Origin of the sequence: Streptomyces sp. NPDC101393 (assembly GCF_044767385.1) — a bacterium.
In the GTDB taxonomy this organism is placed as follows: Bacteria; Actinomycetota; Actinomycetes; order Streptomycetales; family Streptomycetaceae; genus Streptomyces.
Genome location: NZ_JBIWNU010000003.1, coordinates 311,056 through 334,569, shown reverse-complemented (window position 1 = coordinate 334,569; position 23,514 = coordinate 311,056). Strand labels below are relative to the sequence as shown.

The 23,514-nt window shown below is 73.4% G+C and carries 22 protein-coding genes; 17 read left to right on the top strand and 5 right to left on the bottom strand.

Features of this window, described 5'->3' with window-relative positions; translation table 11 throughout:
- Window positions 1-47 precede the first annotated feature (47 nt).
- On the top strand, window positions 48-1,187 hold the full coding sequence (locus ACIRQ7_RS11335) for a glycosyl hydrolase family 18 protein (RefSeq protein ID WP_401466470.1): 1,140 nt from the start codon (window positions 48-50) through the stop codon (window positions 1,185-1,187).
- On the opposite strand, the gene ACIRQ7_RS11330 is transcribed toward ACIRQ7_RS11335, so the two are convergent.
- Window positions 1,131-2,027 carry a helix-turn-helix domain-containing protein gene (locus ACIRQ7_RS11330; RefSeq protein WP_404261749.1) on the bottom strand — a complete coding sequence of 299 codons (897 nt, stop codon included), beginning with the start codon at window positions 2,025-2,027 and terminating at the stop codon, window positions 1,131-1,133. The two genes, ACIRQ7_RS11335 and ACIRQ7_RS11330, sit on opposite strands and share 57 nt — an antisense overlap.
- A 194-nt stretch (window positions 2,028-2,221) precedes the next feature.
- On the opposite strand from ACIRQ7_RS11330, the gene ACIRQ7_RS11325 reads away from it, so the two are divergent.
- The 3 genes from ACIRQ7_RS11325 to ACIRQ7_RS11315 are packed head-to-tail and all read left to right on the top strand — an operon-like array spanning window position 2,222 to window position 5,567.
- Window positions 2,222-3,232 carry an NADPH:quinone oxidoreductase family protein gene (locus ACIRQ7_RS11325; protein ID WP_403669953.1) on the top strand — a complete coding sequence of 337 codons (1,011 nt, stop codon included), beginning with the start codon at window positions 2,222-2,224 and terminating at the stop codon, window positions 3,230-3,232.
- The gene (locus ACIRQ7_RS11320; RefSeq protein ID WP_404261748.1) at window positions 3,229-4,410 is read left to right on the top strand and encodes an acyl-CoA dehydrogenase family protein; all 1,182 of its coding nucleotides are present in this window, start codon (window positions 3,229-3,231) and stop codon (window positions 4,408-4,410) included. Before ACIRQ7_RS11325 ends, ACIRQ7_RS11320 begins: the two co-directional genes overlap by 4 nt.
- Window positions 4,407-5,567, top strand: coding sequence for an acyl-CoA dehydrogenase family protein (locus ACIRQ7_RS11315; RefSeq protein WP_404261746.1), 1,161 nt, complete (start codon window positions 4,407-4,409; stop codon window positions 5,565-5,567). The genes ACIRQ7_RS11320 and ACIRQ7_RS11315 overlap by 4 nt, the downstream gene beginning before the upstream one ends.
- 82 nt (window positions 5,568-5,649) lie before the next feature.
- Here ACIRQ7_RS11315 and ACIRQ7_RS11310 read toward each other — a convergent pair whose 3' ends face one another.
- A complete protein-coding gene (locus ACIRQ7_RS11310) occupies window positions 5,650-6,288 on the bottom strand; it encodes a hypothetical protein (RefSeq protein ID WP_404261745.1) in 639 nt (212 codons plus the stop codon).
- A 146-nt stretch (window positions 6,289-6,434) separates the two neighbouring features.
- On the opposite strand from ACIRQ7_RS11310, the gene ACIRQ7_RS11305 reads away from it, so the two are divergent.
- Complete coding sequence (locus ACIRQ7_RS11305) at window positions 6,435-7,790, top strand: hypothetical protein (RefSeq protein ID WP_404261744.1); 1,356 nt, start codon at window positions 6,435-6,437, stop codon at window positions 7,788-7,790.
- Between the two features lie 21 nt (window positions 7,791-7,811).
- Here the strand turns inward: ACIRQ7_RS11305 and ACIRQ7_RS11300 are convergent, their stop codons facing one another.
- On the bottom strand, window positions 7,812-8,348 hold the full coding sequence (locus tag ACIRQ7_RS11300) for a hypothetical protein (protein ID WP_404261743.1): 537 nt from the start codon (window positions 8,346-8,348) through the stop codon (window positions 7,812-7,814).
- Window positions 8,345-8,908, bottom strand: a complete 564-nt coding sequence (locus tag ACIRQ7_RS11295; RefSeq protein WP_404261741.1) for a cell wall hydrolase — start codon at window positions 8,906-8,908, stop codon at window positions 8,345-8,347. Before ACIRQ7_RS11295 ends, ACIRQ7_RS11300 begins: the two co-directional genes overlap by 4 nt.
- Window positions 8,909-9,010: 102 nt before the next feature.
- On the opposite strand from ACIRQ7_RS11295, the gene ACIRQ7_RS11290 reads away from it, so the two are divergent.
- From ACIRQ7_RS11290 to ACIRQ7_RS11260, 7 genes are all read left to right on the top strand, one after another.
- Window positions 9,011-10,231 carry a S1 family peptidase gene (locus tag ACIRQ7_RS11290; protein ID WP_404261740.1) on the top strand — a complete coding sequence of 407 codons (1,221 nt, stop codon included), beginning with the start codon at window positions 9,011-9,013 and terminating at the stop codon, window positions 10,229-10,231.
- 102 nt (window positions 10,232-10,333) lie between these two features.
- On the top strand, window positions 10,334-11,953 hold the full coding sequence (locus ACIRQ7_RS11285; protein ID WP_404261739.1) for an ABC transporter substrate-binding protein: 1,620 nt from the start codon (window positions 10,334-10,336) through the stop codon (window positions 11,951-11,953).
- A 29-nt stretch (window positions 11,954-11,982) separates the two neighbouring features.
- Window positions 11,983-12,948 (top strand): ABC transporter permease, encoded by a 966-nt coding sequence (locus ACIRQ7_RS11280; RefSeq protein ID WP_404262296.1) that lies wholly within the window; start codon window positions 11,983-11,985, stop codon window positions 12,946-12,948.
- Window positions 12,941-13,858, top strand: a complete 918-nt coding sequence (locus tag ACIRQ7_RS11275; protein WP_404261737.1) for an ABC transporter permease — start codon at window positions 12,941-12,943, stop codon at window positions 13,856-13,858. The genes ACIRQ7_RS11280 and ACIRQ7_RS11275 overlap by 8 nt, the downstream gene beginning before the upstream one ends.
- Before the next feature lie 86 nt (window positions 13,859-13,944).
- The gene (locus ACIRQ7_RS11270; RefSeq protein WP_404262294.1) at window positions 13,945-14,913 is read left to right on the top strand and encodes an ABC transporter ATP-binding protein; all 969 of its coding nucleotides are present in this window, start codon (window positions 13,945-13,947) and stop codon (window positions 14,911-14,913) included.
- Window positions 14,897-15,562 (top strand): ABC transporter ATP-binding protein, encoded by a 666-nt coding sequence (locus ACIRQ7_RS11265; protein WP_401466433.1) that lies wholly within the window; start codon window positions 14,897-14,899, stop codon window positions 15,560-15,562. Before ACIRQ7_RS11270 ends, ACIRQ7_RS11265 begins: the two co-directional genes overlap by 17 nt.
- A gap of 62 nt (window positions 15,563-15,624) precedes the next feature.
- Window positions 15,625-16,113: an acyl-CoA thioesterase gene (locus ACIRQ7_RS11260; RefSeq protein ID WP_404261736.1), complete on the top strand. Its 489-nt coding sequence runs from the start codon at window positions 15,625-15,627 to the stop codon at window positions 16,111-16,113.
- 93 nt (window positions 16,114-16,206) lie between these two features.
- Here the strand turns inward: ACIRQ7_RS11260 and ACIRQ7_RS11255 are convergent, their stop codons facing one another.
- On the bottom strand, window positions 16,207-16,989 hold the full coding sequence (locus ACIRQ7_RS11255; RefSeq protein ID WP_404261734.1) for a DeoR/GlpR family DNA-binding transcription regulator: 783 nt from the start codon (window positions 16,987-16,989) through the stop codon (window positions 16,207-16,209).
- Between the two features lie 290 nt (window positions 16,990-17,279).
- Here ACIRQ7_RS11255 and ACIRQ7_RS11250 point away from each other — a divergent pair, with 290 nt between their 5' ends.
- From ACIRQ7_RS11250 to ACIRQ7_RS11230, 5 genes are read left to right on the top strand one after another with little or no spacing between them, the layout of a single operon-like run.
- Window positions 17,280-18,587: an MFS transporter gene (locus tag ACIRQ7_RS11250; RefSeq protein ID WP_404261732.1), complete on the top strand. Its 1,308-nt coding sequence runs from the start codon at window positions 17,280-17,282 to the stop codon at window positions 18,585-18,587.
- 12 nt (window positions 18,588-18,599) lie between these two features.
- The gene (locus ACIRQ7_RS11245) at window positions 18,600-20,237 is read left to right on the top strand and encodes an FGGY family carbohydrate kinase (protein ID WP_404261731.1); all 1,638 of its coding nucleotides are present in this window, start codon (window positions 18,600-18,602) and stop codon (window positions 20,235-20,237) included.
- On the top strand, window positions 20,152-21,756 hold the full coding sequence (locus tag ACIRQ7_RS11240) for an FGGY-family carbohydrate kinase (protein WP_404261729.1): 1,605 nt from the start codon (window positions 20,152-20,154) through the stop codon (window positions 21,754-21,756). The genes ACIRQ7_RS11245 and ACIRQ7_RS11240 overlap by 86 nt, the downstream gene beginning before the upstream one ends.
- Window positions 21,753-22,379: a histidine phosphatase family protein gene (locus ACIRQ7_RS11235; protein WP_404261727.1), complete on the top strand. Its 627-nt coding sequence runs from the start codon at window positions 21,753-21,755 to the stop codon at window positions 22,377-22,379. Before ACIRQ7_RS11240 ends, ACIRQ7_RS11235 begins: the two co-directional genes overlap by 4 nt.
- A gap of 47 nt (window positions 22,380-22,426) precedes the next feature.
- Window positions 22,427-23,470 carry a 2-hydroxyacid dehydrogenase gene (locus ACIRQ7_RS11230; RefSeq protein WP_404261726.1) on the top strand — a complete coding sequence of 348 codons (1,044 nt, stop codon included), beginning with the start codon at window positions 22,427-22,429 and terminating at the stop codon, window positions 23,468-23,470.
- Window positions 23,471-23,514 lie beyond the last annotated feature (44 nt).

Here is a 23,514-nt window from a genome sequence, read left to right as displayed (position 1 = left end):
GCGGCTCTGACGGGGCGTGTCCCCGAGCGGCGGGTGAAGCTCGGGAAATGGACCAAGCATCAGCATCCCGGGCGCGCCCGCGCCCCGGCCTCGCGCTCCTGCTGGCCGCGGCGACCCTCGTCGGACCTCTCATCCCGGCGGCCGTGGCCGTGGCCCCACCGGGCCCCGGAGGGCGGACCGCATCCGAACTCGCCGATTCCGATGCTGCCGACGCCAAGGCACGGGCGGCCGCCGCCCGGCGCACCGGCTCGGCCTGGCTGCCCTACTGGGACGACGTCGAAGCCGCCTACCAGGACGCCCTTCAGCACGCCTCCCAACTGCACACCGTCAGCCCCTTCTGGTACGAAGCCACTTCGGCCGGGGTCAAGGGGCATGACGGCGCCGGGCGCCGCCGCATCATCAACGGACTGCACCGTGCCGGTATCAAGGTCGTGCCCACTGTGACCGAGACCCTCGACGCCGACGCGATGGGCGACCTGACGCACGATCCGCAAAAACGCGGCGAGCATGTCGATGCCCTGCTGCGGATGGTGGAGAGCCGCACGTACGACGGCGTCGATCTGGACTACGAGAAGATGGCGGTGACGGGGGACAAGGCGGCCCGCGAACGCGTCAGGACCGGATACAACGCCCTCACCTCCGACCTGTGCGCGCGGCTGCACGCCCGCGGCAAGGAGTGCGTGGTCACCGTGCTGGCCCGCGCCTGGGGGACGGGCGAGGCCTACGACTACGCCCACCTCGGCAAGGTCGCCGACCGGGTCCGGATCATGGGGTACGACCTGCACTGGTCGGGCGGCGAGTCCGGGCCGCTGTCATCCAAGGGCTGGTACGAGGAATTCCTGCGCTACGCCACGAACACCATCCCGAAGCACAAGATCGAGGTGGCGTTCCCCGGCTACGGCTGGGACTGGGTCAAGGGCACCGTGGGCGGTGCCGGGCACGTGACGTGGAAGGAGGCCGAGGCGCTGCGCAAGCAGGAGGGCGCCACCTACCGCTTCGACGCGGCGTCCGGCACCCCGCACTTCACCTACCGGCAGGCCGACGAGGAGCACGAGGTCTGGTACCAGGACGCGCGGGGCGTACGGGCCCAGATGCCGCTGCTGAAGAAGTACGGGGTGCGGGGCACCGGGCTATGGGCGCTCGGGTTCGAGGACCCGGACTCCTGGGCCGCGCTCCGCGGCGAGTAGGTGCAGCGCCGCCGCGGACGGCGAACCGTCCGCGGCGGTGTACATCAGCACGCCCTGCCCGGAGCCGTCGGGCGTCTGCAGCATCTCGAACGCCAGCTCCATCTCGCCCACCAGCGGATGGTGGAAGCGCTTGGTGCCGAAGGTGCAGTTGCTGACGACATGGCGTGACCACAGGGTGCTGAACTCGGTCGACTTCATCGACAACTCGCCGATCAGTTCGGCGAGTTGCCGGTCCTCGGGGTGGGCTCCCGCCGCCACCCGGAGCGAGGAGACGGCCCGCCGGGTCTCCTCCTCGCGGTCCGGATACAGCTCGCGGGTGTGCGGGTCGAGGAAGAGCAGCTGCTGGGCATTGGGGCGGTGCTGCGGGCGCCCGGGGCTGTCGAAGTCCAGATGTCCGGCGACCAGCGCATGCCCGAGGCGGTTCCACGCCAGGATCTCGAAGCGCGGCCCGAGCGCGACGGCCGGCACCCCGGCCACGGCGGCGAGCAGCTGCTGCACGCCGGGGCGGACGGTGTCGGGGCGTACGGCGGGGCGCCGGCGGGGCTGTGCGGGGCGGGCCAGATCGCGCAGATGCGCCTCTTCGTCGGCGGTCAGCCGCAGGGCGCGGGCCAGTGCGTCCAGGACGCCGTCCGAGGCGTTGTGGCTCTGCCCCTGTTCGAGGCGCGTGTAATAGGCGACGCTGACGCCGGCCAGCTGCGCGAGTTCCTCACGGCGCAGGCCGGGGACGCGGCGGCGCGTGCCGTACGGGACCAGCCCGACGTCCTCGGGCCGCAGCCGGGCACGGCGGGTGCGCAGGAAGTTCCCCAACTCGGCGGGTGTGTCCAGGGCGGGTGAGTCCATGCCGGTCAGTGTGCTGCATCGCCCGGCCGCGAGCGTGTCCCTGTCAGTACCAGGCTGGGCGGGGACGGCCCCGGGGAGCGGGACGGTCTGCCGGAGACTGTTCCCTCAGGGATACCGACCGCTTAGTATGCCGGTGGCGAAGGGGCCACCGCGCCCCGCGCCACCCGCGTATCCGAGGTCTGTGGAGGCACCAGGTGAAGGCATGGCGCGTACACGCGAACGGCGAACCGCGTGAAGTGATGCGGCTGGAAGAGGTGCCGGACCCCCAGGCGGGCCCCGGGCAGCTGCTGCTGCGCGTACGGGCCGCCAACATCAACTTCCCGGACGCGCTGCTGTGCCGCGGCCAGTACCAGGTCCGGCCGCCCCTGCCGTTCACCCCCGGCGTGGAGATCTGCGGCGAGGTGCTCGCCGTGGGGGAGGGCGCCACCGGTGAGATCGGCGCGCGGGTCCTCGCCCAGCCGCCGCTGCCGGACGGCGGATTCGCCGAACTCGCGGTGGTCGACGCCCGGACCGTACGCCCGGCACCCGAGGCACTCGACGACGCCGAGGCCGCCGCGCTCCACATCGGCTACCAGACGGGCTGGTTCGGACTGCACCGCCGCGCGCACCTCCAGGCCGGCGAGACCCTGCTGGTGCACGCGGCGGCCGGCGGCGTCGGCAGCGCCGCCGTACAGCTCGGCAAGGCCGCCGGCGCCCATGTCATCGGCGTCGTCGGCGGCGCGGAAAAGGCCCGCATCGCCCGCGAACTGGGCTGCGACGTGGTCCTGGACCGGCGCAGCGACGACATCATCGCCGGCGTGAAGGAAGCCACCGGCGGCCGGGGCGCCGACGTCGTCTACGACCCGGTCGGCGGCGACGCCTACGCCAAGTCCGTCAAATGCATCGCCTTCGAGGGCCGCATCATCGTCGTCGGCTTCGCCGGCGGCGCCATCCCCACCCCCGCCCTCAACCACGCCCTGGTGAAGAATTACGCGATCCTGGGCCTGCACTGGGGCCTCTACAACACCAAGGACCCGGCCTCCATCGACGCCTGCCACGACGAGCTCACCAAGCTCGCGGCGCAGGGCGTCATCAAACCGCTGATCGGCGGGCGGGTCCCGCTGGACGGCGCCGCCGAGGCCGTCCAGCGCGTCGCCGACGGCACCTCCACCGGACGGCTCGTCGTCCTCCCCGGGCTCGACCCGCAAGCGGAGGACGCCCGATGACCGACGCCGAGGACCTGCGCCGGCGCACCGCCGCACTGCTCGCCGCACACCCGCCCGCAACCACCGAACCGCTGGAGTTCCTGCGCGCCCGATTCGACGCCGGGCTCGCCTGGGTGCACTTTCCGGCCGGGCTCGGCGGACTGGACGCCCCGCGCGCCCTGCAGGCCGTCGTCGACGCCGAACTGGCGGCCGCGGACGCCCCCGACAACGACCCGCGCCGCATCGGCATCGGCCTCGGCATGGCCGCGCCCACCCTCCTGCGCTACGGCACCGACGAGCAGAAGCAGCGCTTCCTGCGCCCGCTGTGGACCGGCGAGGAGGTGTGGTGCCAGCTGTTCAGCGAGCCCGGCGCCGGCTCCGACCTCGCCGCGCTCGCGACCCGCGCGCGGCGCGACGACGCGGACTGGACCGTCGACGGCCAGAAGGTCTGGACATCCGGCGCCCACCAGGCCCGCTGGGCGATCCTCATCGCCCGCACCGACCCCACGCTGCCCAAGCACCGCGGCATCACGTACTTCATCTGCGATATGACCGACCCCGGCGTCGACGTCAGGCCGCTGCGCCAGATCACCGGCGAGGCCGAGTTCAACGAGGTCTTCCTCAGCGGTGTCCGGATCCCCGACGCCCACCGCCTCGGCGAGGTCGGCGAGGGCTGGCGGGTCGCTCAGACCACGCTGATGAACGAGCGGGTCGCCATCGGCGGCGCCCGGATGCCCCGCGAGGGCGGCATGATCGGCGTCGCCGCCGCGGCCTGGCGCGCACACCCCGACCTGCGCACCCACGACACCCACCAGCGGCTGCTGAGGCTGTGGGTGGACGCCGAGGTCGCCCGCCTCACCGGAGAACGGCTGCGCCAGCAGCTCACCAAGGGCCAGCCCGGACCGGAGGGCAGCGGCTTGAAGCTGGCCTTCGCCCGCCTCGCCCAGGAGATCAGCGGCTGGGAGGTGGAGTTCCGGGCCGAGGACGGCCTGACCTACGACGACTGGACGCTGCGCCGCCCCGAGGGCGTCGACTTCACCGGACGCCAGGCCGGCTACCGCTACCTGCGTGCCAAGGGGAACTCCATCGAGGGAGGCACCTCCGAAGTGCTGCTGAACATCGTCGCCGAACGCGTACTGGGGCTGCCGCCCGAGCCGCGTACCGACAAGGACGTCGCGTGGAAGGACCTCCCCCGATGACCGCCCCCACCGCCGGGCCCGGCGCCCCGACGCCCGACCCCGACCTCCTCTACTCCGAGGACGAGGAGGCCCTGCGCGCCGCCGTACGGTCGCTGCTCGCCGACCGCAGCGATCCGGCCACCGTCCTCGCCGCCCTGGAATCGGACATCCCCTACGACAGAGGGCTGTGGCGCGCCCTCGCCACGGACATCGGCGCGGCCGGCCTGCTGGTGCCCGAGAAGCTCGGCGGGCAGGGCGCGACCGCCCGCGAGGCCGCTGTCGTCCTGGAGGAGTTGGGCCGCTCCGTCACCCCCGCCCCCTACCTGACCAGCGCGGTCCTCGCGGTGACCGCCCTGCTCGGCTGCGCCCCGGACCAGGAGGAGGCCACCGGGCTGCTCGCCGCGCTCGCCGGCGGCGGCACCGTCGGCGCCCTCGCCGTGCCGCTGCCCACCGCACCGGGCGGGCCGGCCCATGACGCGGTGCGCGCCGACGCACGGGGCACGCTCACCGGCCGGGTCACCTCGGTCGCCGATGCCGCGGCGGCCGAGGTCCTGCTCGTCCCGGCCCTGGGTCCGGACGGCCCGGCGCTCTACGCCGTCGCCGCCCCGGCGGACGGCGTACGCACCGAGCCGGTCACGCCGCTCGACCTCACCCGCCCCCTCGGACACCTCACCCTCGACGGTGCTTCCGGCCGCCTCCTGGCCACCGGGGACACCGCCCGTGCCGCCGTGGAACGCGCGCTGCTCACGGGCGCCGGACTGCTCGCCTCCGAACAGCTCGGGGTCGCCGAGTGGTGCCTGGCCGAAACCGTGCGCCACACGGCGGAGCGCACCCAGTTCGGCCGTCCCGTCGGGTCGTTCCAGGCGCTCAAACACCGCATGGCCGCCCTCTGGCTGGACGTCGCTTCCGCCCGCGCCGCGGCCCGCAACGCCGCCGACGCGCTGGCCACCGGCAGCCCCGACGCGGCGGTGGCGGTGGCCGTCGCCCAGGCGTACTGCGCCCCGGTGGCGGTGCGGGCCGCCGAGGAATGCATCCAGCTGCACGGCGGCATCGGCATGACCTGGGAACACCCGGCGCACCTGTACCTCAAGCGCGCCAAGAGCGACGAGATCGCCCTCGGCACGCCCGGCCGGCACCGCGACAGCCTCGCGGACCTGGTCGCCCTGAGCGCGCCCTAGGGGGAGGGGCGAGGGGAGGGGAAAGGGGGGAGGGCCCGGCGGTCCGGAGCGGCGCTCCGGCCACCGGGCCCGTCGCCTGCGGTCAGGCGGTGACGGCGAAGGGCCTGCTGTAGTCGGCGGCACTGCCGGTCTCCACCGCCACCTCCAGCGCGTAGGAGGCGCCCGGCGGCACCAGCGGCAGCGTCACCAGCGCCTCGCCCTGCGCGCCGGCGCCCGCCCGCGGGGCGACCAGCGCCAGCCGCTCGGAGTCCTCGGAACCGGTACGGGTGGTGAGCCACACGTCCACGTCCTCGCCCGTGTTGTTGGTCCACGCGACGGAGAAGCTGCCGTTCACCCGGAAGCTGAGGCCTTCGATCGGCGCCGTCACCTCGATCCGGTCCGCCTCCCGAGGGGTCGGTGCGGTGGTCGGTGCCGGCGCGGCGGTGGTGGCCGGCGCGGGGTCCCCGCCCAGGGCGGAGGTGGCGGCGCGTGCGGCGGAGCCGTTGCGGCCGGGGGCGCCGGCATGGCCGGGCGTGGCGGTGTGGTCCGCGGACGCCCCCTTCTGACCGCCCCCCTGGGACGGGGCGACCGCGAACACCAGCCAGCAGCCGGCGGCGGTGGCGGCGATGGTGATGGCCACGTCCCTGGTCATCGAGGCGGCCCTGCGCATCGTCTTCTCGTTTCCTCGGGGGGAAGGACGGGCCGAGACATCCCCGGTGACCTTGATCATCAAAAACGGCACGCGGTGTGATCACCTGTATGGGCACCTCCCGCACGCCGGGTAGCCGAAGACGGCGGACACTGCCCCCGGCGCCGCGGGCTCGCCGCCCGAAAGTCGCCACCCCTTCGATGGTGTCCGGAAAGTCGGGTTCAGGTAGCGTCGTACATATGAACACCGCAACCCGTCGTGTGCTGCTCGGACCGGTACTCCTGCTGGTGGCCGCTCTGCTGGCGGTGGTCGCCGCGATGGCGCCCGGTGCTCATGCGGCCGGCGGGCTGGACGACGCGGCCGCGTCGCTGAAGCAAGGCCCCGTCTACGTCGATCCGCGCGCCTCCGACCTGCTCTCCTCCTCCGACGCGGACGCCCTGACCAAGAAGATCAAGGACTCCGGCAAGCCGATCTTCGTCGCGGTGCTGCCGCGGGCCGACGAATTCCCGCCCGCGAACCTCCTGGCGGACCTGCGCGGCAAGGTCGGCATCAGCGGTGTCTACGCCGTCGAGCTCGGCAACGGCTTCAACGCCGGAGCCGACCCCCGGGTGATGCCGCGCAACGCCGTCCAGAACCTCGTCGGCGAGGTCAAGCGCTCCAACTACCCGACGGTCAACGAACGCCTCAACAGCTTCGTCGACTCCGCCGACAGCCAGGCCAACGGCCATACGCCCGCAGCCTGGGGCGGCGGTAACGACAGCGGATTCGGCAGCGGCGCGGCCATCGGGCTGGGTGCGCTGGTCGTCGTGGGCGGCGGTGGCGCGTATGCCATCGCCCGCCGCAACAAGCAGAAGCGGGCCGAGGCCGAGCGCGCCGCACTCGACGACCTGCGGGTCGTCGTCGACGAGGACATCACCGCCTTCGGTGAGGAGCTCGACCGCCTCGACTTCAGCCCCGGTGAGGCGGGCGCCGACGACGCGATGCGCGCCGACTACAGCCATGCGCTGGACGCGTACGAGAACGCCAAGTCGGCCATGGGGAAGGCGGAACACCCCGGCGACGTCAAGGCGGTGACCGAGGCGCTGGAGGACGGGCGGTTCTCGCTCGCGACCCTCGCCGCGCGACGCGAGGGCGAACCGCTGCCCGAACGCCGGCTGCCCTGCTTCTTCGACCCGCGGCACGGCCCGTCCGTCGCCGACGTCCAGTGGTCGCCGTCCGGCGGCACGGAACGCACCGTCCCGGTCTGCGCCGCGGACAAGACCCGCCTCGACGAGGGGCATGAGCCGATGGCGCGCACCGTGCGAACCCCCTACGGCGACCGCCCCTACTGGGACGCGGGCCCCGCCTACGGCCCCTGGGCCGGCGGCTACTTCGGCGGCGGTCTGCTGCCCGGCCTCCTGGTGGGCACCGTGCTCGGCAACATGATGTCGTCGCAGGCCTACGGCGGCGACTTCGGTGGCGTCGACGGCGGGGACTACTCCGGCTCCGACTTCAACTCCGGCGACTTCGGCGGCGGGTTCGGGGACGGCGGTGGCTTCGGCGACGGTGGCGGCTTCGGTGGTGGCGGCGGCTTCGACGGCGGCGGAGGCTTCTGAGGCGACCGGCTCCGGGACCGCCTACCAGGAGGCTCCGGCCGTTGTCGGCTGCCCGGACGGGCCCGGGTCCCGGCCCAGCAGGACGCGGGCGGCGCGCAGCGCTTCCGCCTCGTGTACGGCGAACCGTTCGCTGTCCCCTTCCTCGGCGCTCTCGGCGAGCCCGGTGGCGCAGCTCACCATCGGCCCCAGGAGCCCCGGGTCGTGGCGTCCGTAGGCGCAGTGCAGCCAGATCCGGTCCGCACCCGCCGCCGGCTCCACCAAGCCGTCGAGCATCTGCTCGGCGATCCAACAGGCCATGGCCCACTCGGCGGCGGCCGGGCCCCCGGGAGCCGGAACGGTCAGCCCCAGCTCCTCCAGCACCGCGTCGAACGCCGCGGGGGCTTCGGGTTCCTCGTTCCGTCCGAGTCCGGCAAGCCACGAGAGCGACGGGACGTCGGCCCCGGCGAGCAGGGCGTCGAGACCGGCCTTGATGAGCAGGTCGCCTCCCACGGCGCCACCGAAGGCCCGGGTCCTGGCCAGTCCGTGGAGCTGCCGGAGTGCCGCCGTGGTCCGGGTCACCGGTCGGCCTCGCCGACTGACGCGACGGCCCGCTTCGCCCCCAGGAAGCGCGCGTAGCGCGGCCGGGCCGCGAAGTCGGCGTAGGACCACACCACCGGGACGCCGCTCTCCCGGCACAGGTGGAGGACCTGGTCGGGGGCCCAGTGGACACCGACATGCGCGCCGTACCCGGGGGGCCGTCCCGGGACCGGTCCGGCGTCGAAGAGCACCAGGTCCAGGTGGTGCGGTGGGTGGGCGCGGCGGGTTGCCGCCGTGTCCGCCCACAGCTCCGCCGAGCGCAGCGGCGGTATCCGCAGCCCGAAGTGGCCGAGCACGGCGTACGCGTAGCGCTGGCAGTTCGCTCCCGCGGTGAGATCGGGAGGATGCGAGGCGGTCGGCCCGGCAAGGGCGGTGGCGGGCCCTTTGACTGACGATCCGTCATCAGCTGACGGGCATTCAGGTGTCACCGCTCCCGGATGGCGGGCCGCCGAGTAGGCGACGTTGCGGAGGGCTTCGGGAAGGCGGCGGAGTGCGTCCGGGCCGTGGGTGGCGGGGACTTGGCGTGAGGAGTCGGGCGGCACCGGACCATGATGCGCGGACCGCCCTCGTGTGGCATGCGTCGGGGTCGGCAAGGCTCAACAGGCCGGATCCGACGTCTACTCGACACCGCGAGGAGATCCCCGATGCAACGCCGCTCTCGCAAGGCAGCCCTCTGGGGCGCGACCGTGGCCGCCGTCATGGTGGCCGCCGGTCCGCTCAGCCAGGCGCATGCCGCGCCCCGGCCCGACCCCACTCCTCCCTCGGCCCGCGGCATGCTCGATGCGATGCGCCGCGACTTGGGGCTGACGCCCGATCAGGCCCGGGTCCGGCTCGCGCAGGAGGCCGAGGCGCAGCGCGCGGCGGTCGCGGTGCGCCGGGTGCTGAGCGCGCCGCCCGCCGGGATGTGGTTCGACAAGACGACCGGCAAGCTCGTCGTCGCGGTCACCGGCGCCGCGGACGCCAAGCGGGTGCGGGACGCCGGGGCGGTGCCCAGGACGGTCAAGCACAGTCATGACGCACTGACCGTGCTGGTGCGCCGGATCGCCGACCGTGCGGGGGAGGGGGTGCCGGGTGTCACCGGCTGGGGTGTGGACGAGCGTGCCAACGGGGTCGTCGTCGACGTCGACCGCCGGTCCCGCGTCGCGGAGACCGACACCTTCGAGAAGGTCGTGCGCGACCTCGCCGCGCCGGGGCGCATCCCCGTGCGCGTCGCGCGCACCGACCGGGCGCCGCGCCAGCAGGCCGGGACGGTCGTCGGCGGTGAGAAGTGGAGCCCCGGCAACGAGGGCATCTGCTCCATCGGCTTCTCGGTGACCGGCTCGTCCGCCTACAAGGGCTTCGTGACGGCCGGTCACTGCACCAACAACGCCGACCAGGTCGCGTACGGCAAGGACGGCAGCCGGATCGGCACCTCCAACGAGGGCGGCAACCACAGCGTGAACGGCCGCGAGGGCGACTTCGGGCTCGTCGACGTGACCGGAACCGGCTGGACGCTGACGCCGGATGTGGCCGGTCAGGGCGGTGCGCCGGTGACGGTGACCGGTTCGCAGGACGGTGTGGTGGGCACCTCGGTGTGCCGCTCCGGCGAGGCCAGCGGCTGGCACTGCGGCGAGATCACCCGGACCGATCAGACCGTGGACTACGGCACCGATGTCGTCGAGGGCCTGTCGTTCACCAACTCCTGCTCGGCGCCCGGGGATTCGGGCGGCTCGTACGTGACCCAGCCCGGTGACCCGCAGGCCGTCGGCATCCACTCCGGCGGCAACAGCGCCACCTGCGGCAGCGGCGGCGACACCCTCACGATCTTCCAGCCGGTGAACGAGGCCCTGGCGAAGTGGAACCTCACGCTGAAGACGGGAGCCTGAGCCGCGCGGCGAATTCGGCAACCCCTTCATGACCACTCCTTTACATGCTGTTTAATTGCGAGGTATTCGCAATAACAGTCAATCTTCATTAGGGGAGTGGGCATGACGGTCCGGTCCATACGGGGAGTGGCCGCCGCGGCGCTGGCAGGTACCGTGGCGCTCGCGGCGGCGGCCTGTTCGGCGCCGGACGACGGCCGCGGGGGCACCGCGGGGGGCGGCAAGGACACCGCCGTCGTCGGTATCGCGTACGAACCGGAGACGCTCAGCCCGCTGCTGGGATACGGCAAGGACGGCAACTCCAAGATCTTCGACGGGCTGCTCACCCACGACGCCGGGATGCACCTGAAGCCGGCCCTGGCCGCCGCGCTGCCCGAGGTCACGGACGGCGGCAAGACCTACACCTTCGCGCTCCGCAAGGGCGTGAAGTTCAGCGACGGGCAGCCCTTCACCGCCGACGATGTCGTCTTCACCTACGGGACGATCCTCGACGAGAAGACCAACAACGCCTCCAAGACGGAGCTGGACGCCGTCGACAGGGTCGAGAAGAAGGACGACCACACCGTCGTCTTCCACCTGAAGTACCCCTACGCGCCGTTCGCCGAGCGCACCGTCCTGCCCATCGCCCCCCAGCACATCGCAGGCAAGCAGGACGTCAACCACGGCGCGTTCACCACCAAGCCCGTGGGCACCGGCCCGTATGTCCTCACCACCTGGTCCAAGGGCGAGAAGCTCGCCTTCAAGGCCAACCCGTCGTACTGGGGCGGTGCGCCGAAGGTGAAGCACTTCACCATGGCGATCATCAAGGACGACGACATCCGCGCCACCCGCCTGCGCTCCGGCGACCTCGACGGCGCCATCCTGCCGCCCAACCTCGCCGCCACCTTCAAGGACGGCAGCGACGGCAACGCCGGCACGGGCCGCCGGACGCTGACCGCGAAGACGTTCGACTACCGCAACGTCACGCTGCCCACCGCCAACCCGGTCACCGGCGACAAGGCCGTACGCCAAGCGCTGGACGTCGCCGTGGACCGCGAGGCCATGGTCAAGGGCATCCTGAACGGCGCCGGCAAGCCCGCCTACGGGCCGGCCCCCACCGACAGCCCGTGGTTCGCCAAGGGCACCGAGCGCCCGCACGACCTGAAAAAGGCCGAGCACATCCTGGACGCCGCCGGCTGGAAGAAGGGCGGCGACGGCATACGGAAGAAGGACGGCCGACGGGCCTCCTTCACCCTCTGGTACCTCTCCGGCGACAAGCTGCGCCAGGAGCACGCACTCGCCTTCGCCTCCGACGCCAAGAAGGCCGGCATCGAGGCCAAGGTCGAGTCCGGCACCTGGGAGGCCATCGAGCCGAACATGAAGCACGACGCGGTGCTGGCCGGCGGCGGCAGCCCCGCCGACCCGGACTTCGACCAGTACCTCCTGCTGCACTCCTCGCTCGCCGGCGACGGCTTCAACAACATGTCCCGCTACGGCAACAAGACCGTCGACGGCAAGCTCGTCGAGGCCCGGCGCACCGACGACAAGGACCAGCGCAAGGCCGCCTACGACGCCGTCCAGCAGCAGCTCGTCGACGACCCCGCGTACATCTTCCTCACCCACATCGACCACCTCTACGTGATCGGTGACCGCTGGAAGAACCTCTCCACCCAGATCGAGCCGCACGACCACGGCCTGGCCTCCGGCCCCTGGTGGAACGTAGAGGACTGGCAGCCCGCCACGTGAGCGCGCTGACGTCCCTGCCCTGGGGGCCGATGGCGCGGATGACGGGACGGCGGGCGCTGCTCGCCGTGCCCGTCCTGCTCGCCGTCACCCTCGGGGTGTTCGCGATCGCCGCCGCCTCACCGTTCGACCCGGTACGCGCATACGCCGGCACCGCCGGGCTCACCGCCTCCCAGGACAACCTCGACCAGATCCGGCACAACCTCGGCGTCGACCAGCCGCTGCTCACCCGCTGGTGGGACTGGCTGACCGCCGCCCTCGGCGGCGACCTCGGCGACTCCGCGACCCTGCGCGCACCGGTCTCCCAGGTCATCGGCGAACGCATCGGCTGGTCGGTGCTGCTGTGCGCCCTCGCGTTCACCGTCGCCGTCGCCGCCGGCACCCTGCTCGGAGTGCTGGCGGCCCGGCGGCGCGGCGGACTCCTCGACCGTGCCGTCACCTCCCTCGCCTACGCGCTGGAGGCCGCACCGCCCTTCTGGCTCGGCCTGCTCGCCGTCTGGCTGTGCGCGCTGAAACTCGGCGTGCTGCCCGCCGGCGGGCTCACCGACACCGGCAGCGAGGTCGCGACGGCCGGCCAGATCGCCCGCCACATCGTGCTCCCCGCCCTCGTCCTCGCCGTCTCCCAACTCCCGTGGTTCGTGCTGTACGTACGGCAGGGGGTCGGCGACGCCCTGGAGGAGGATCCGGTGCGCGGCGCGCGGGCACGCGGACTGCGCGAGCGCACCGTGCTGCTCCAGCACGCACTGCGTTCCGGTCTGCTGCCGGTGCTGACCCTGATCGGCTCCCGGGTGCCGGAACTGATCACCGGCGCGCTGCTGGTCGAGACCGTCTTCAGCTGGCCGGGCATCGCCGCGGCCACCGTCCAGGCGGCGACCGCCGTGGACTTCCCGCTGCTGGCCGCGCTGACCGTGCTCGCCACCGCCGCCGTCCTCGCCGGGAACCTGCTCTCCGACCTGCTGTACGGACTCGCCGACCCGAGGGTGGCTTTCGATGGCTGACACCACGCTGCCGGAGGCCGCGGACGCCGGGCCGCGGACCCCAGCGGTCCGGCACGAGCGGCGCGGCGGGCGGCGCGCCGCCGCCGGCAGCCGCACCCTGCGGGTACGCGTCTGCGCTGCCCTGGCGTCCTCCGTGGTCCTCGCCGTACTGCTCGTGCCACTGCTCGTCCCGCTCGACCTGCAGGCCGTCGATCTGGCCGCCAAGCTGCGGGCGCCGTCCGCCGCGCACCCCTTCGGCACCGACGACGTCGGCCGCGATCTGCTGCTGCGCTGCGTCTACGGACTGCGCGTCTCACTGCTCGTCGGAGTGGTCGCGGCGCTGGCCGCCACCGTCATCGGCACGGCGGTCGGCGCGCTCGCCGGCGCGCTGGGCGGCTGGGCCGACCGCGCCGTGATGCGGGTGGTGGACCTCTTCTCGTCCGTGCCGCACCTGCTGCTGGGCATCTTCATCGTGGCGATGTTCCGGCCCGGCGTCTGGCCGGTGATCATTTCGGTGGCGCTGACCCACTGGCTGTCCACCGCGCGCATCGTGCGGGCCGAGGTGCTCTCGCTGCGCTCCCGCCCCTACGTCGACGCGGCGGTCTCCGGCGGCGCCTCACGCCTGCGGGTGACGGTCCGGCATCTGCTGCCGGGGGTGCTGCCACAGGCCGGGCTGGCAGCCGTCCTGATGGTCCCGCACGCGATCTGGCACGAATCCGCCCTGTCCTTCCTGGGTCTGGGCCTGCCCGCCCATGAAGCGAGCCTGGGCATCATGGTCAACTCCGCCCGCAGCTCCCTGCTGGCCGGCGACTGGTGGCCGACGCTCTTCCCCGGCCTCTTCATCATCGTCCCCACCCTCGCCATCGCCGGCCTGGCCGGAGCCTGGCGCGAACGGATCAACCCGCGCCGCCGATCGGAGCTGATGCTGTGAACCCGCCCGCGCACAAGCCGGCATTGGCGCCGCCCGCCGCGCCCGCCCCCCTCCTCTCCGTACGCGGGCTGTCCGTCCGCTTCCGGATGCGCGGTGGCCGGCACATCGCCGCCGTCAGCGACGCCGGTTTCGACCTCGCGCCCGGCGAGTGCCTGGCCCTGGTCGGTGAGAGCGGCTGCGGCAAGTCCGTCCTCGCGTCGGCGCTGCTCGGACTGCTGCCGGGCAACGCGCGGACGGCCGGCTCCGCCCGGCTGAGCGGCGGCGAAGGGGGCGGCACGGACGTGGAGTTGCTCACCGCCTCCGAACGGGAGCTGGCCGCCGCGGTCCGCGGCCGCCGCATCGGACTCGTCCCGCAGAGCCCCGCGGCCCACCTCACCCCCGTACGCACCGTTCGGTCCCAACTCCAGGAGACCGTCAGGGAATTGACCGGTGAGCCGCGCTCCGGGCTGCGTGCGGCGGCGGAGCGTGCGGCGCGACGTGCGGTGTTCCCGGACGGCCATCTCGACCGCTATCCGCACCAGCTCTCCGGCGGTCTCGCGCAGCGCGCCGCGACCGCGCTGGCGCTCGTCGGGGACGCCCCGCTGCTGGTCGCCGACGAGCCCACCACCGGTCTCGACCGCGACCTCGTCGACCGCACCGTCGATGAACTGCGCCGGCACGCCGACGACGGGCGGGCGCTGCTGATGATCACCCACGACCTGGCGGCGGCCGAGCGGATCGCCGACCGGGTCGCCGTCATGTACGCCGGCCGGATCGTCGAACTCGCCGACGCCACCGCCTTCTTCGGCCACCCCGGCCCCCGCCACCCGTACGCCCGCGGCCTGCTCGACGCCCTCCCGGAGCGGGCCTTCACCCCCATTCCCGGCATGCCCCCCGAGCTCGGCGCCCTCCCCGCCGGCTGCGCCTTCGCCGTCCGCTGCGACCGGGCCACCGCCGCCTGCGACACCCTGCCCCGCCCCGCCGAAGGCGTCGCCTGCCACCACCCGGTGGGCGCCGTGCCCGCCGCGCGCCGCGTACCCGGCCCGAAGGACGGTCACCGTGCTCGAACTGCGTGACATCACCGCCGGATACGGCCGCCGCGAGCCCGTCGTGCACGGCGTCTCGCTGACCGTGGCCGACGGCGAGGCCGTCGGCCTGCTGGGGCCCAGCGGCTGCGGCAAGTCGACGCTGGCGCGGGTCGCCGCGCTGCTGCACCGGCCGGACGCCGGAGACGTGATCCTCGACGGGGAGCGGGCCGGGGGCTGGCGGCACCGGGCACCGCGCCGCCAACGCACCGCATACGGCGTGATCTTCCAGCAGCCGCGGCTCTCCGCCGACCCCCGCATGCGGCTCGCCGACCTGATCGCCGAACCGCTGCGCGCGACCGGTCGCCGGGACGAAGTGCCGCGCCGGGTGACGGAGTTGGCGACCGCCGCCGGACTCACCGACGAGTTGCTCCGGCGCCGCCCGCACGAGGTCAGCGACGGGCAGCTGCAGCGGGCCTGCCTGGCCCGCGCGCTGGTGCTGCGGCCCCGCTGGCTGATCTGCGACGAGATGACCGCGATGCTCGACGCCTCCACCACGGCGGCTCTGGTCGCGGTCGTCGAGTCCTACCGCGCCGAGAGCGGCGCGGGCCTGCTCGCGGTCGGCCACGACCGCACGCTGCTGGAGCGCTGGTGCGACCGAACGGTGGGCTGGGACACCCTCGTCACGCCTACGATGTGAACAGAGTGGCCAATGGGGCCCGACCTGCCAGGGGCGGCCGGCGCCCACGGGGAACGGGAGCGATGGTGGCGGACGGAACAAGCGCGGCACGGACGTCGGGGACGGCCGACCCCGCAAACCCGGCGGAGCCCTTCACGGTCGCGGTCACCGTCCGCGGCTACGAGACGGACACCCAGGGCCATCTCAATCAGAGCGTCTACCTGCAGTACGCCGAGCACGCCCGCTGGTCGCTGCTGCAGGCGTGCGGGATCCGGCAGAGCGACATGGTGGACCGGCGCATCGGCCCGGTGTCGATCGAGACGACCATCCGCTACCTGCGGGAGCTGCGGGCCGGTGACGAGGTCGAGGTGAGCTGCGCGTTCGTCTGGGGCGAGGGCAAGACGTTCCGGATGGAGCAGCGGATCACCAGGAGCGACGGGACGGTGGCCGCCGAGATCGGCGCCGTCGGCGGGGTGATGGACCTCCAGGAGCGCAAGCTGCTCAAGGACCCCCGGGCCGCCTTCCGGGACCTGGCCGACGAGCCCGCACTGCTCGGCCTCGGCGACGGCTGACCCACCCGGGGCCGGTGGTACCGGTGGCCCGGCGGACCGCTCCCGGTGCTGGTCGTGCTCCCGATGTTGCCCGAACCTTCCCCGGCGCTCCTGCTACGCCTTGGCCGGGACCACCATCACCTCGGTGCCGGCCGCCCGCACCGCGCGGACCTGGTCGGCCGCCAGCCCGTCGTCGACGATCAGCAGGTCGAAGTCGGTCAGCGGCGCCAGCGCGTACAGCCCGTCCTTGGTGAACTTGGTGTGGTCGGCGACCAGCACACTGCGGTCGGCGCTCTCCATCATTGCCCGCTTGACCTGCACTGTTTCCGGTGAGGTGTGGTAACAGCGGCCATTGGTGACGGCTGTCGTGGACAGGAAGAGCACATCGGCGCGAAAGGCCCGCACCGAGTCCGCGGTGTGCAGGCCCATGAAGGCGTCGTACGCCGGGAAGTACGCGCCGCCCAGCGTGATCAGCGAGATGCCGGGTTCCTTGGCGAGGGTGGTGATCGCCGGCAGCGAGTTGGTGATCACGGTCAGCGGGACGTGTGCGGCGGCCTGGTGCGCCAGCATCAGGCAGGTCGTGCTGTCGTCGAGCAGCACCGTCTGCCCCGGCACCAGCAGCGTCGCCGCGGCCCGCGCCAGCAGCTGCTTGGTCTGCGCCATCGTCGTCATGCGCTCGGCGACACTGCCGTGGAACTGCGCCGAGGGCAGGCCGGTGGCGCCGCCGCGCACCTTGCGCAGCCAGCCCTGCGACTGGAGAGCGTCCAGATCACGGTGCGCGGTCATCAGGCTGATGCCGAATTCCCCGGCGAGGTCGGCGGTGCGCACGAACCCGCGGGCGATGACGGCGTCCCGCATCCGGCGGCGCCGCTCCTCCTGGGCCTCGGCCCGGTCCATCGCATGCTCCTCGGGTGTCGGTACGGATCCCGGCAGGGGGTCGGCAGAGGGCGCGCGCCGTCTGCCGTGAGCGGCTCACGGTGTGAATTCGCCGCGTGATGTTCGCACGGACTTAACGTACCGCGCCCGGTGGAGGCGACGTCCGGGCGGAGGCCGGGAGGCGACGCCACACGGCAGGTCATCGGCCCGATGTGAAGATTCCGGCGGCCATTGACGTGCCTTTCGGCCGAGCTGTTCGATCGCCTCGTCCGTCCCACTGGCCCGCCGCCGCAGAAAGGGGAGACTCGACGATGAATGCTCCTCAGGCTCCTCCGCGTTCGCTGATCACACGTCTCGGCATTCCGCCGACCCTTGCCTGGGGCTACCTCGGGCTGCTCCTCTTCATGATCGGGGACGGGGTCGAGTCCGGCTATCTCTCGCCGTACCTGAGCGACCGGGGCATCCCGGACACCCGGGTCGCGCTGCTGTTCACCGTCTACGGGATCGCGGCCGCCGTCGCCGCCTGGCTCTCCGGGGTCCTGTCCGAGCTGTGGGGCCCGCGCCGCGTCATGTGGGCCGGCCTGGGCATCTGGGGCGTCTTCCAGCTCCTCTTCCTCATCCTGGCCATCCCCATGAGCAGCTATCCGCTGATGATGCTCGGCTACGGTCTGCGCGGCCTGGGATACCCGCTGTTCGCCTACGGGTTCCTCGTGTGGATCGCGGGGGTGGCGCCCCGGGCCCGCCTCGGCACCGCCATGGGCTGGTTCTGGTTCGCCTTCACCGGCGGCCTGCCCACCCTCGGCTCGCTGGTCGCCGGCGGCCTCATCCCGCACATCGGCGCGTACGCCACGCTGTGGGCCGCGCTGGCGCTGGTGGCCGCCGGCGGACTGATCGCGCTGCTGCTCGTCCGGGACGACCGGGGCGGCAGGCGGCCACGCGGCGAAGGGCCGGGACCGGCCGCCGCGCTCCTGGGCAGCGTCACGATCCTGTGGCGCAACCCCCGGGTCGGCGCCGGTGCGGTCGTACGGGTCATCAACACGGCCTCGCAGTTCGGCTTCTTCGTGATCATGCCGATCCACTTCACCAGGACGGTGGGCTTCGGCCTCACCGAGTGGCTGCACCTGCTCAGCGCGATGTTCGCGACCAATATCTTCGCGAACCTGCTGTTCGGGGTGGTCGGCGACCGGTTCGGCTGGCGCCGCACCATCGCCTGGTTCGGCGGCGCGGGCTGCACCGTCAGCACCCTGCTGCTCTTCTACGTCCCGACCGCGGCAGGGGCCAATTTCCCGCTCGCCCTGGTGGTGGCCGCGTTCTACGGCGCTACGCTGGCTGGATATGTACCGATATCGGCCCTCATGCCGTCCCTGGAGCCGCAGCACAAGGGGCAGGCGCTGGCGGCGCTCAACCTGGGCGCGGGGGCCAGCACCTTCGTCGGGCCCGCCGTCGTCACCCTCTTCGTCGGGCCGCTCGGCGTCGAAGGGGTTGTCTGGATCTTCGCGGGGATGTACGCGGTGAGTTGTGTGCTCGCCCTCTTCCTGAAGCTCCCGGGCTCGCCGGGCCCGGCGAGCGAGGCAGGGGACGAGGCGTCCTCGGGCGCACCCGTCCGGACCCCGGCGTGAAAGGACCCCGCGATGTCCGTACTGGCCATTGACGTCGGCACCACGATGATCAAATCCGTCGTCTATGACGACCAGGGCCGGGAGAGGGCGGTCTCCCGGCTCGCCACCGAAGTGCTCCGCCCGCACCCCGGCTGGGCGGAGCAGGACATGGACGCCGTCTGGAACGCCGTCGTCCACACCGTCCGCACGGTGCTCACCGAGACCGCCGACCCGGTCTGGCTGGTGTCCTTCACCGCCCAGGGCGACGGCGCCTGGCTCGTCGACGAACGCGGCCGCCCCACCGGACCCGCCATCCTGTGGTCCGACGGCCGGGCCGGCGACCGGATCACCGCCTGGCAGCGCGACGGCGTCCTCGAAGCGGCCTTCCGCCGCAACGGCTCGCTGACCTGCGCCGGGATGCCCAACGCCCTCTTCAGCTGGCTCGCCGACCACGACCCGGACCGCCTCGCCCGCTCCCGCACCTCACTCACCGCCGCCGGCTGGCTCTTCCTGCGCCTGACCGGCGTCCGGGCCAGCGACGAATCCGACGCCTCGGCGCCGTTCCTCGACCACGCCACCGGCGACTACGACCCGCGGATCCTGGACCTGTTCGGGCTCGGCGCGTACCACCGGCTGCTGCCCACCGTCCTCGGCGAGTCCGAGCGGATCGCCGAGATCACCGGTGAGGCGGCCGGCCAACTCGGCCTGCCCGCCGGGCTGCCCGTCGTCATGGCCCCCTACGACATCGCCTCCACCGCGCGCGGCGTCGGCGTCGTCAACCCCGGCCAGGCGTGCAGCATCCTCGGCACCACCCTGTGCACCGAAATCGTCCGCACCGAGATCGACACCGGCGGCGAACCGTCCGGCATCAACATCGCCTACCGCGGCCGGGAACGGGTCCTGCGCGCCTTCCCCACGCTCAACGGCGCCGAGGTGCTCGGCTGGGCCGCCCGGACGCTGGGCGTGAGCGGACCGCCGGAACTCGCCGAGCTGGCCTTCGCGTCCGAACCGGGCGCCCACGGCCTGATGTTCCTGCCCTACCTCTCCCCGGCAGGCGAACGGGCCCCCTTCCTCGACCCGCGCGCCCGCGGGTCCTTCCACGGCCTGTCCCTGGAACACACCCGCGCCGACATGGCGCGCGCCGTCTTCGACGGGCTCTCGCTGGTGCTGCGCGACTCACTGGCCGCCGCCCGGACGGACGTCACCGAACTGCGGCTGTGCGGCGGCGGCGCGAACAGCGACGCCTGGTGCGCTCTGATCGCCGATGCGACCGGGGTGCCCACCGCCCGCTCCGGCGACACCGAACTCGGCGCCAAGGGCGCCTTCCTGACCGGCCTGGTCCGCTCCGGCGCCGAGAGCAGCATGCACACGGCGGCCGCCAAGTACGTCCGTATGCAGCGCAGTTGGAGCCCGGATCCGGAGCGCGCACAGTTCTACGCCGCGCTCTACGAGGACTTCCTCGGCCGGCGGGCGGCTGTCAGGGAGGACGGCTGGCGGGGCCGCGCGGTATGGCGGGGGAGCGGTGCCGCGGAGCGTGGACCGGGTCATCCACGGCCGGCCCCGTCGCCCGCACCGGACCGGGCCGATGCCCCGCAAGCGCCGTCGGCCCCCGCCGACCGCACCGTCCCCACCCACCGCACCGGCACCCCCGACGGAGGCACCCGTGTCTGACACCCCCACCCCGGGCCCCGACCCGGCCGTCGGCCTCGACGGCATCTGGCTCGGCCTCGACCTCGGCACCCAGAGCGCCCGCTGTGCCGCCGTCGACGGCACCGGGCAGGTCCTCGCCACCGCCTCGCGCCCGCTGACCAGCCGCCGCGAGGGCAACCGGCACGAGCAGGACCCCGAGGAATGGTGGACCGCGCTGTCCGCCGCCTGCCGCGAAGCGCTCGCCGGCATCGACGCCGGCCGGATCCGCGGGCTGGCCATCGACGGCACCTCCGGAACGATCCTGCTCGCCGACGCCCACGGCACCCCGCGCACCCCGGGCCTGATGTACGACGACGGGCGCGCCGCCGACCAGGCCGCCGCCGTCAACGAGGCCGGGGGCGTGGTCTGGCAGGAGCTGGGCTACCGCACCATGCAGCCCTCCTGGGCCCTGCCCAAACTCCGCTGGCTGCTGGACCACGCACCCGGCCCCGACATGCCGCCGCCCGCCGGCCTCCGGCTCCTCCACCAGGTCGACCTGGTGACCTGGCGGCTGGCCGGACGGCAGGTCGCCAGTGACGCCAGCCACGCCCTCAAGACCGGCTACCACCTCGTCGAGGAGTGCTGGCCACGCAAGGTGATGGCCGAACTCGGCATCCCCGAAGGGATGTTGCCCGAGGTGCGGCGCCCCGGGAGCGTGCTCGGCACCGTATGCCGCGACGCCGCGGCCGCCACCGGCATCCCCGAGGGCACCCGGATCGTCGCCGGGATGACGGACGGCTGCGCCGCCCAGATCGGCGCCGGCGCCCTGGCGCCCGGTGCCTGGAACGCGGTGCTCGGCACCACCCTCGTCCTCAAGGGCAGCAGCCCGCACCTGGTCCGCGACCCGGCAGGCGTCGTCTACTGCCACCGCGGGCCTGGCGAGAACTGGCTGCCGGGCGGCGCCTCCGGCAGCGGCGCCGGGGTCATCTCGCAGCACTTCCACGGCGAGAACCTCGACGTCCTCACCGCCCAGGCGGCCGCCCTCGACCTGGACGCCGTCGCCTACCCGCTGGTCTCCACCGGCGGCGAACGCTTCCCCTTCCGCGCCCCCGAGGCGGAACCCTTCATCCTCGGCAGGGTCCCCACCCGCGCCGAGGAGTTCCACGCCTACCTGCTGGGCCTCGCCTGCCTCGAACGGCTCTGCTTCGACTATCTCGACCACCTCGGCGCCCCCGTCGACGGCCCGCTCACCCTCACCGGCGGCGGCGCCCGCAACGCCTACTGGTGCCGGCTGCGCGCCGACGTCCTGGGCCGTCCCGTCCTGCTGCCCGAACAGGCCGAGGCCGCCCTCGGCATGGCGGTCCTCGCCGCCACCTCCTCGGGCGCAGGCCTGCGCGAGGCGGCAGCCGCCATGGTCAGGATCCGGGAGGAGATCCGCCCGGACCCGGCCCGCACGGCCCGCCTCACGCCCGCCTACCTCCGCTTCACCGACGAACTCACCCGCCGCGGCTGGCTCGACCCCGCCGTGGCCGCACACGCCCGCAGGAGGGCAGCGCAGTGACCGACTTCATCCTCGTACGCCACGGCGAAACCGTCTGGCACGCGGAGAACCGCTATGCCGGCCGCACCGACGTCCCGCTGACCGAGCGCGGCCGCGAACAGGCCGCGACGCTCGCCCGCTGGGCCGCCACCGCGCAGCTCACCGCCATCTGGAGCTCCCCGCTCTCCCGCGCCCGGCTCACCGCCGCACCCGCCGCCGACGCCTGCGGCCTCACCCCGCGCGTCGACGAGCGGCTCTACGAGGTCGACTTCGGCGAGGGCGAGGGGCTCACCCGGGACGAGATGGGCCGCCGCTTCCCGCAGCGGCTGGCGGAGTTCCTCGACGACCCGGTCGAGCGGCACCTCCCCGGCGGCGAACACCCGCGCCGGGCCGCCGAACGCGCCGCCGCCTGCCTGGCCGACATCGCCCGCGAGCAGCCCGCCGGCCGGGTCCTGCTCGTCGCGCACTCCACCCTCGTACGGGTCCTGCTCTGCCACCAGTTGGGCATCCCGCTCGCCGACTACCGCCGGGTCTTCCCGCAGTTGCACAACGGCGCGCTCACCGAGATCCGGATCGAGGGGGGACACACCGCGCTGCTGCGCCTCAACGCCCCCGCGATGGCCCCGGCACCCGCGCTGCACTGACTCCCGGCCGCCCCACCAAGCCCCGTACCGCCTTCAGGAGAACCCGCATGAGCACCCCCGTCCTCGCCGCCGGCAACCACTTCATCCGCCCGAGCCTTTTCGCGCAGGCCGTGCGCAGCGCCGCCGGGGACGCCGCGCTGGACGTACGCGAGCACCAATTCCCGTGGCCGCAGACCCCGTTCGGGCCCGTCGGCGAGGTCATCGAGGCGTCCGGCACCGAGGAAGAGATGACCGAGGCGCTCCAGGGCGTCGAGATCTGCGTCACCGAACACGGCCCGCTGACCGAGCACATCCTCGCCAACTGCCCGGACCTGAAGCTCTTTTGCACCAGCCGCGGCGGCCCGGTCAACGTCAACCTCGAAGCCGCCACCCGGCACGGCGTCGCCGTCTGCTACGCCCCCGGACGCAACGCCACCGCCACCGCCGAGCACACCCTCACCCTGCTGCTCGCCGCCGCCCGCGGAGTCGGCGACACCCACACCGACCTGCGCCGGGGCACCTGGCGCGGCGACTACTACGACTACGACAACTGCGGCATCGAGATCGACGGCGCCACCGTCGGACTGATCGGCTTCGGCGCCATCGGCAGCCGCGTCGCCAAGGTGCTGGTGGCCATGGGCGCCCAGGTCCTCGTCCACGACCCGTACGTACGCCCCGAGGCGCTGGCCGGCATCGCCGAACAGGTCTCGCTCGGCGAACTCCTCGCCCGCTCCCGCATCGTCTCGCTGCACGCCCGGGTCACCGAGGAGACCACCGGCATGATCGGCCGCGCCCAGATCGACGCGATGCCGCGCGGCTCCGTCCTCGTCAACTGCGCCCGGGGCGCCCTGCTCGACTACGACGCGGCCTGCGACGCGCTGGAGTCGGGGCAGCTCTCGGGGGCGGGCTTCGACGTGTTCCCCGAGGAGCCGCTGCCGGCCGCTTCCCGGCTGCTGACCGTCCCCGGCGCCGTCCTCACCCCGCACATCGCGGGCGGCAGCCAGGAGGTCGCACACAAGGCCGCGCGGATCGTTGCCGAGGAGGTCGGCCGCTATCTGCGGGGCGAGCCGCTGGTGAACTGCGCCAACCCGGCCGTGCTGATCGGCTCCTGAGGCAGCCAGGCAGCCAGGCAGGTAGGCAGGCCGGGTGGGCGGGG

What these genes read in the sequence shown, in the direction of transcription:
- ACIRQ7_RS11335 (WP_401466470.1), top strand. Translation starts at nt 48, where the DNA reads ATGGACCAAGCATCAGCATCCCGGGCGCGCCCGCGCCCCGGCCTCGCG.
- ACIRQ7_RS11330 (WP_404261749.1), bottom strand. Translation starts at nt 2,027, where the DNA reads ATGGACTCACCCGCCCTGGACACACCCGCCGAGTTGGGGAACTTCCTG.
- ACIRQ7_RS11320 (WP_404261748.1), top strand. Translation starts at nt 3,229, where the DNA reads ATGACCGACGCCGAGGACCTGCGCCGGCGCACCGCCGCACTGCTCGCC.
- ACIRQ7_RS11315 (WP_404261746.1), top strand. Translation starts at nt 4,407, where the DNA reads ATGACCGCCCCCACCGCCGGGCCCGGCGCCCCGACGCCCGACCCCGAC.
- ACIRQ7_RS11305 (WP_404261744.1), top strand. Translation starts at nt 6,435, where the DNA reads ATGAACACCGCAACCCGTCGTGTGCTGCTCGGACCGGTACTCCTGCTG.
- ACIRQ7_RS11290 (WP_404261740.1), top strand. Translation starts at nt 9,011, where the DNA reads ATGCAACGCCGCTCTCGCAAGGCAGCCCTCTGGGGCGCGACCGTGGCC.
- ACIRQ7_RS11285 (WP_404261739.1), top strand. Translation starts at nt 10,334, where the DNA reads ATGACGGTCCGGTCCATACGGGGAGTGGCCGCCGCGGCGCTGGCAGGT.
- ACIRQ7_RS11280 (WP_404262296.1), top strand. Translation starts at nt 11,983, where the DNA reads ATGGCGCGGATGACGGGACGGCGGGCGCTGCTCGCCGTGCCCGTCCTG.
- ACIRQ7_RS11275 (WP_404261737.1), top strand. Translation starts at nt 12,941, where the DNA reads ATGGCTGACACCACGCTGCCGGAGGCCGCGGACGCCGGGCCGCGGACC.
- ACIRQ7_RS11270 (WP_404262294.1), top strand. Translation starts at nt 13,945, where the DNA reads ATGCGCGGTGGCCGGCACATCGCCGCCGTCAGCGACGCCGGTTTCGAC.
- ACIRQ7_RS11260 (WP_404261736.1), top strand. Translation starts at nt 15,625, where the DNA reads ATGGTGGCGGACGGAACAAGCGCGGCACGGACGTCGGGGACGGCCGAC.
- ACIRQ7_RS11255 (WP_404261734.1), bottom strand. Translation starts at nt 16,989, where the DNA reads ATGGACCGGGCCGAGGCCCAGGAGGAGCGGCGCCGCCGGATGCGGGAC.
- ACIRQ7_RS11250 (WP_404261732.1), top strand. Translation starts at nt 17,280, where the DNA reads ATGAATGCTCCTCAGGCTCCTCCGCGTTCGCTGATCACACGTCTCGGC.
- ACIRQ7_RS11245 (WP_404261731.1), top strand. Translation starts at nt 18,600, where the DNA reads ATGTCCGTACTGGCCATTGACGTCGGCACCACGATGATCAAATCCGTC.
- ACIRQ7_RS11240 (WP_404261729.1), top strand. Translation starts at nt 20,152, where the DNA reads ATGCCCCGCAAGCGCCGTCGGCCCCCGCCGACCGCACCGTCCCCACCC.
- ACIRQ7_RS11230 (WP_404261726.1), top strand. Translation starts at nt 22,427, where the DNA reads ATGAGCACCCCCGTCCTCGCCGCCGGCAACCACTTCATCCGCCCGAGC.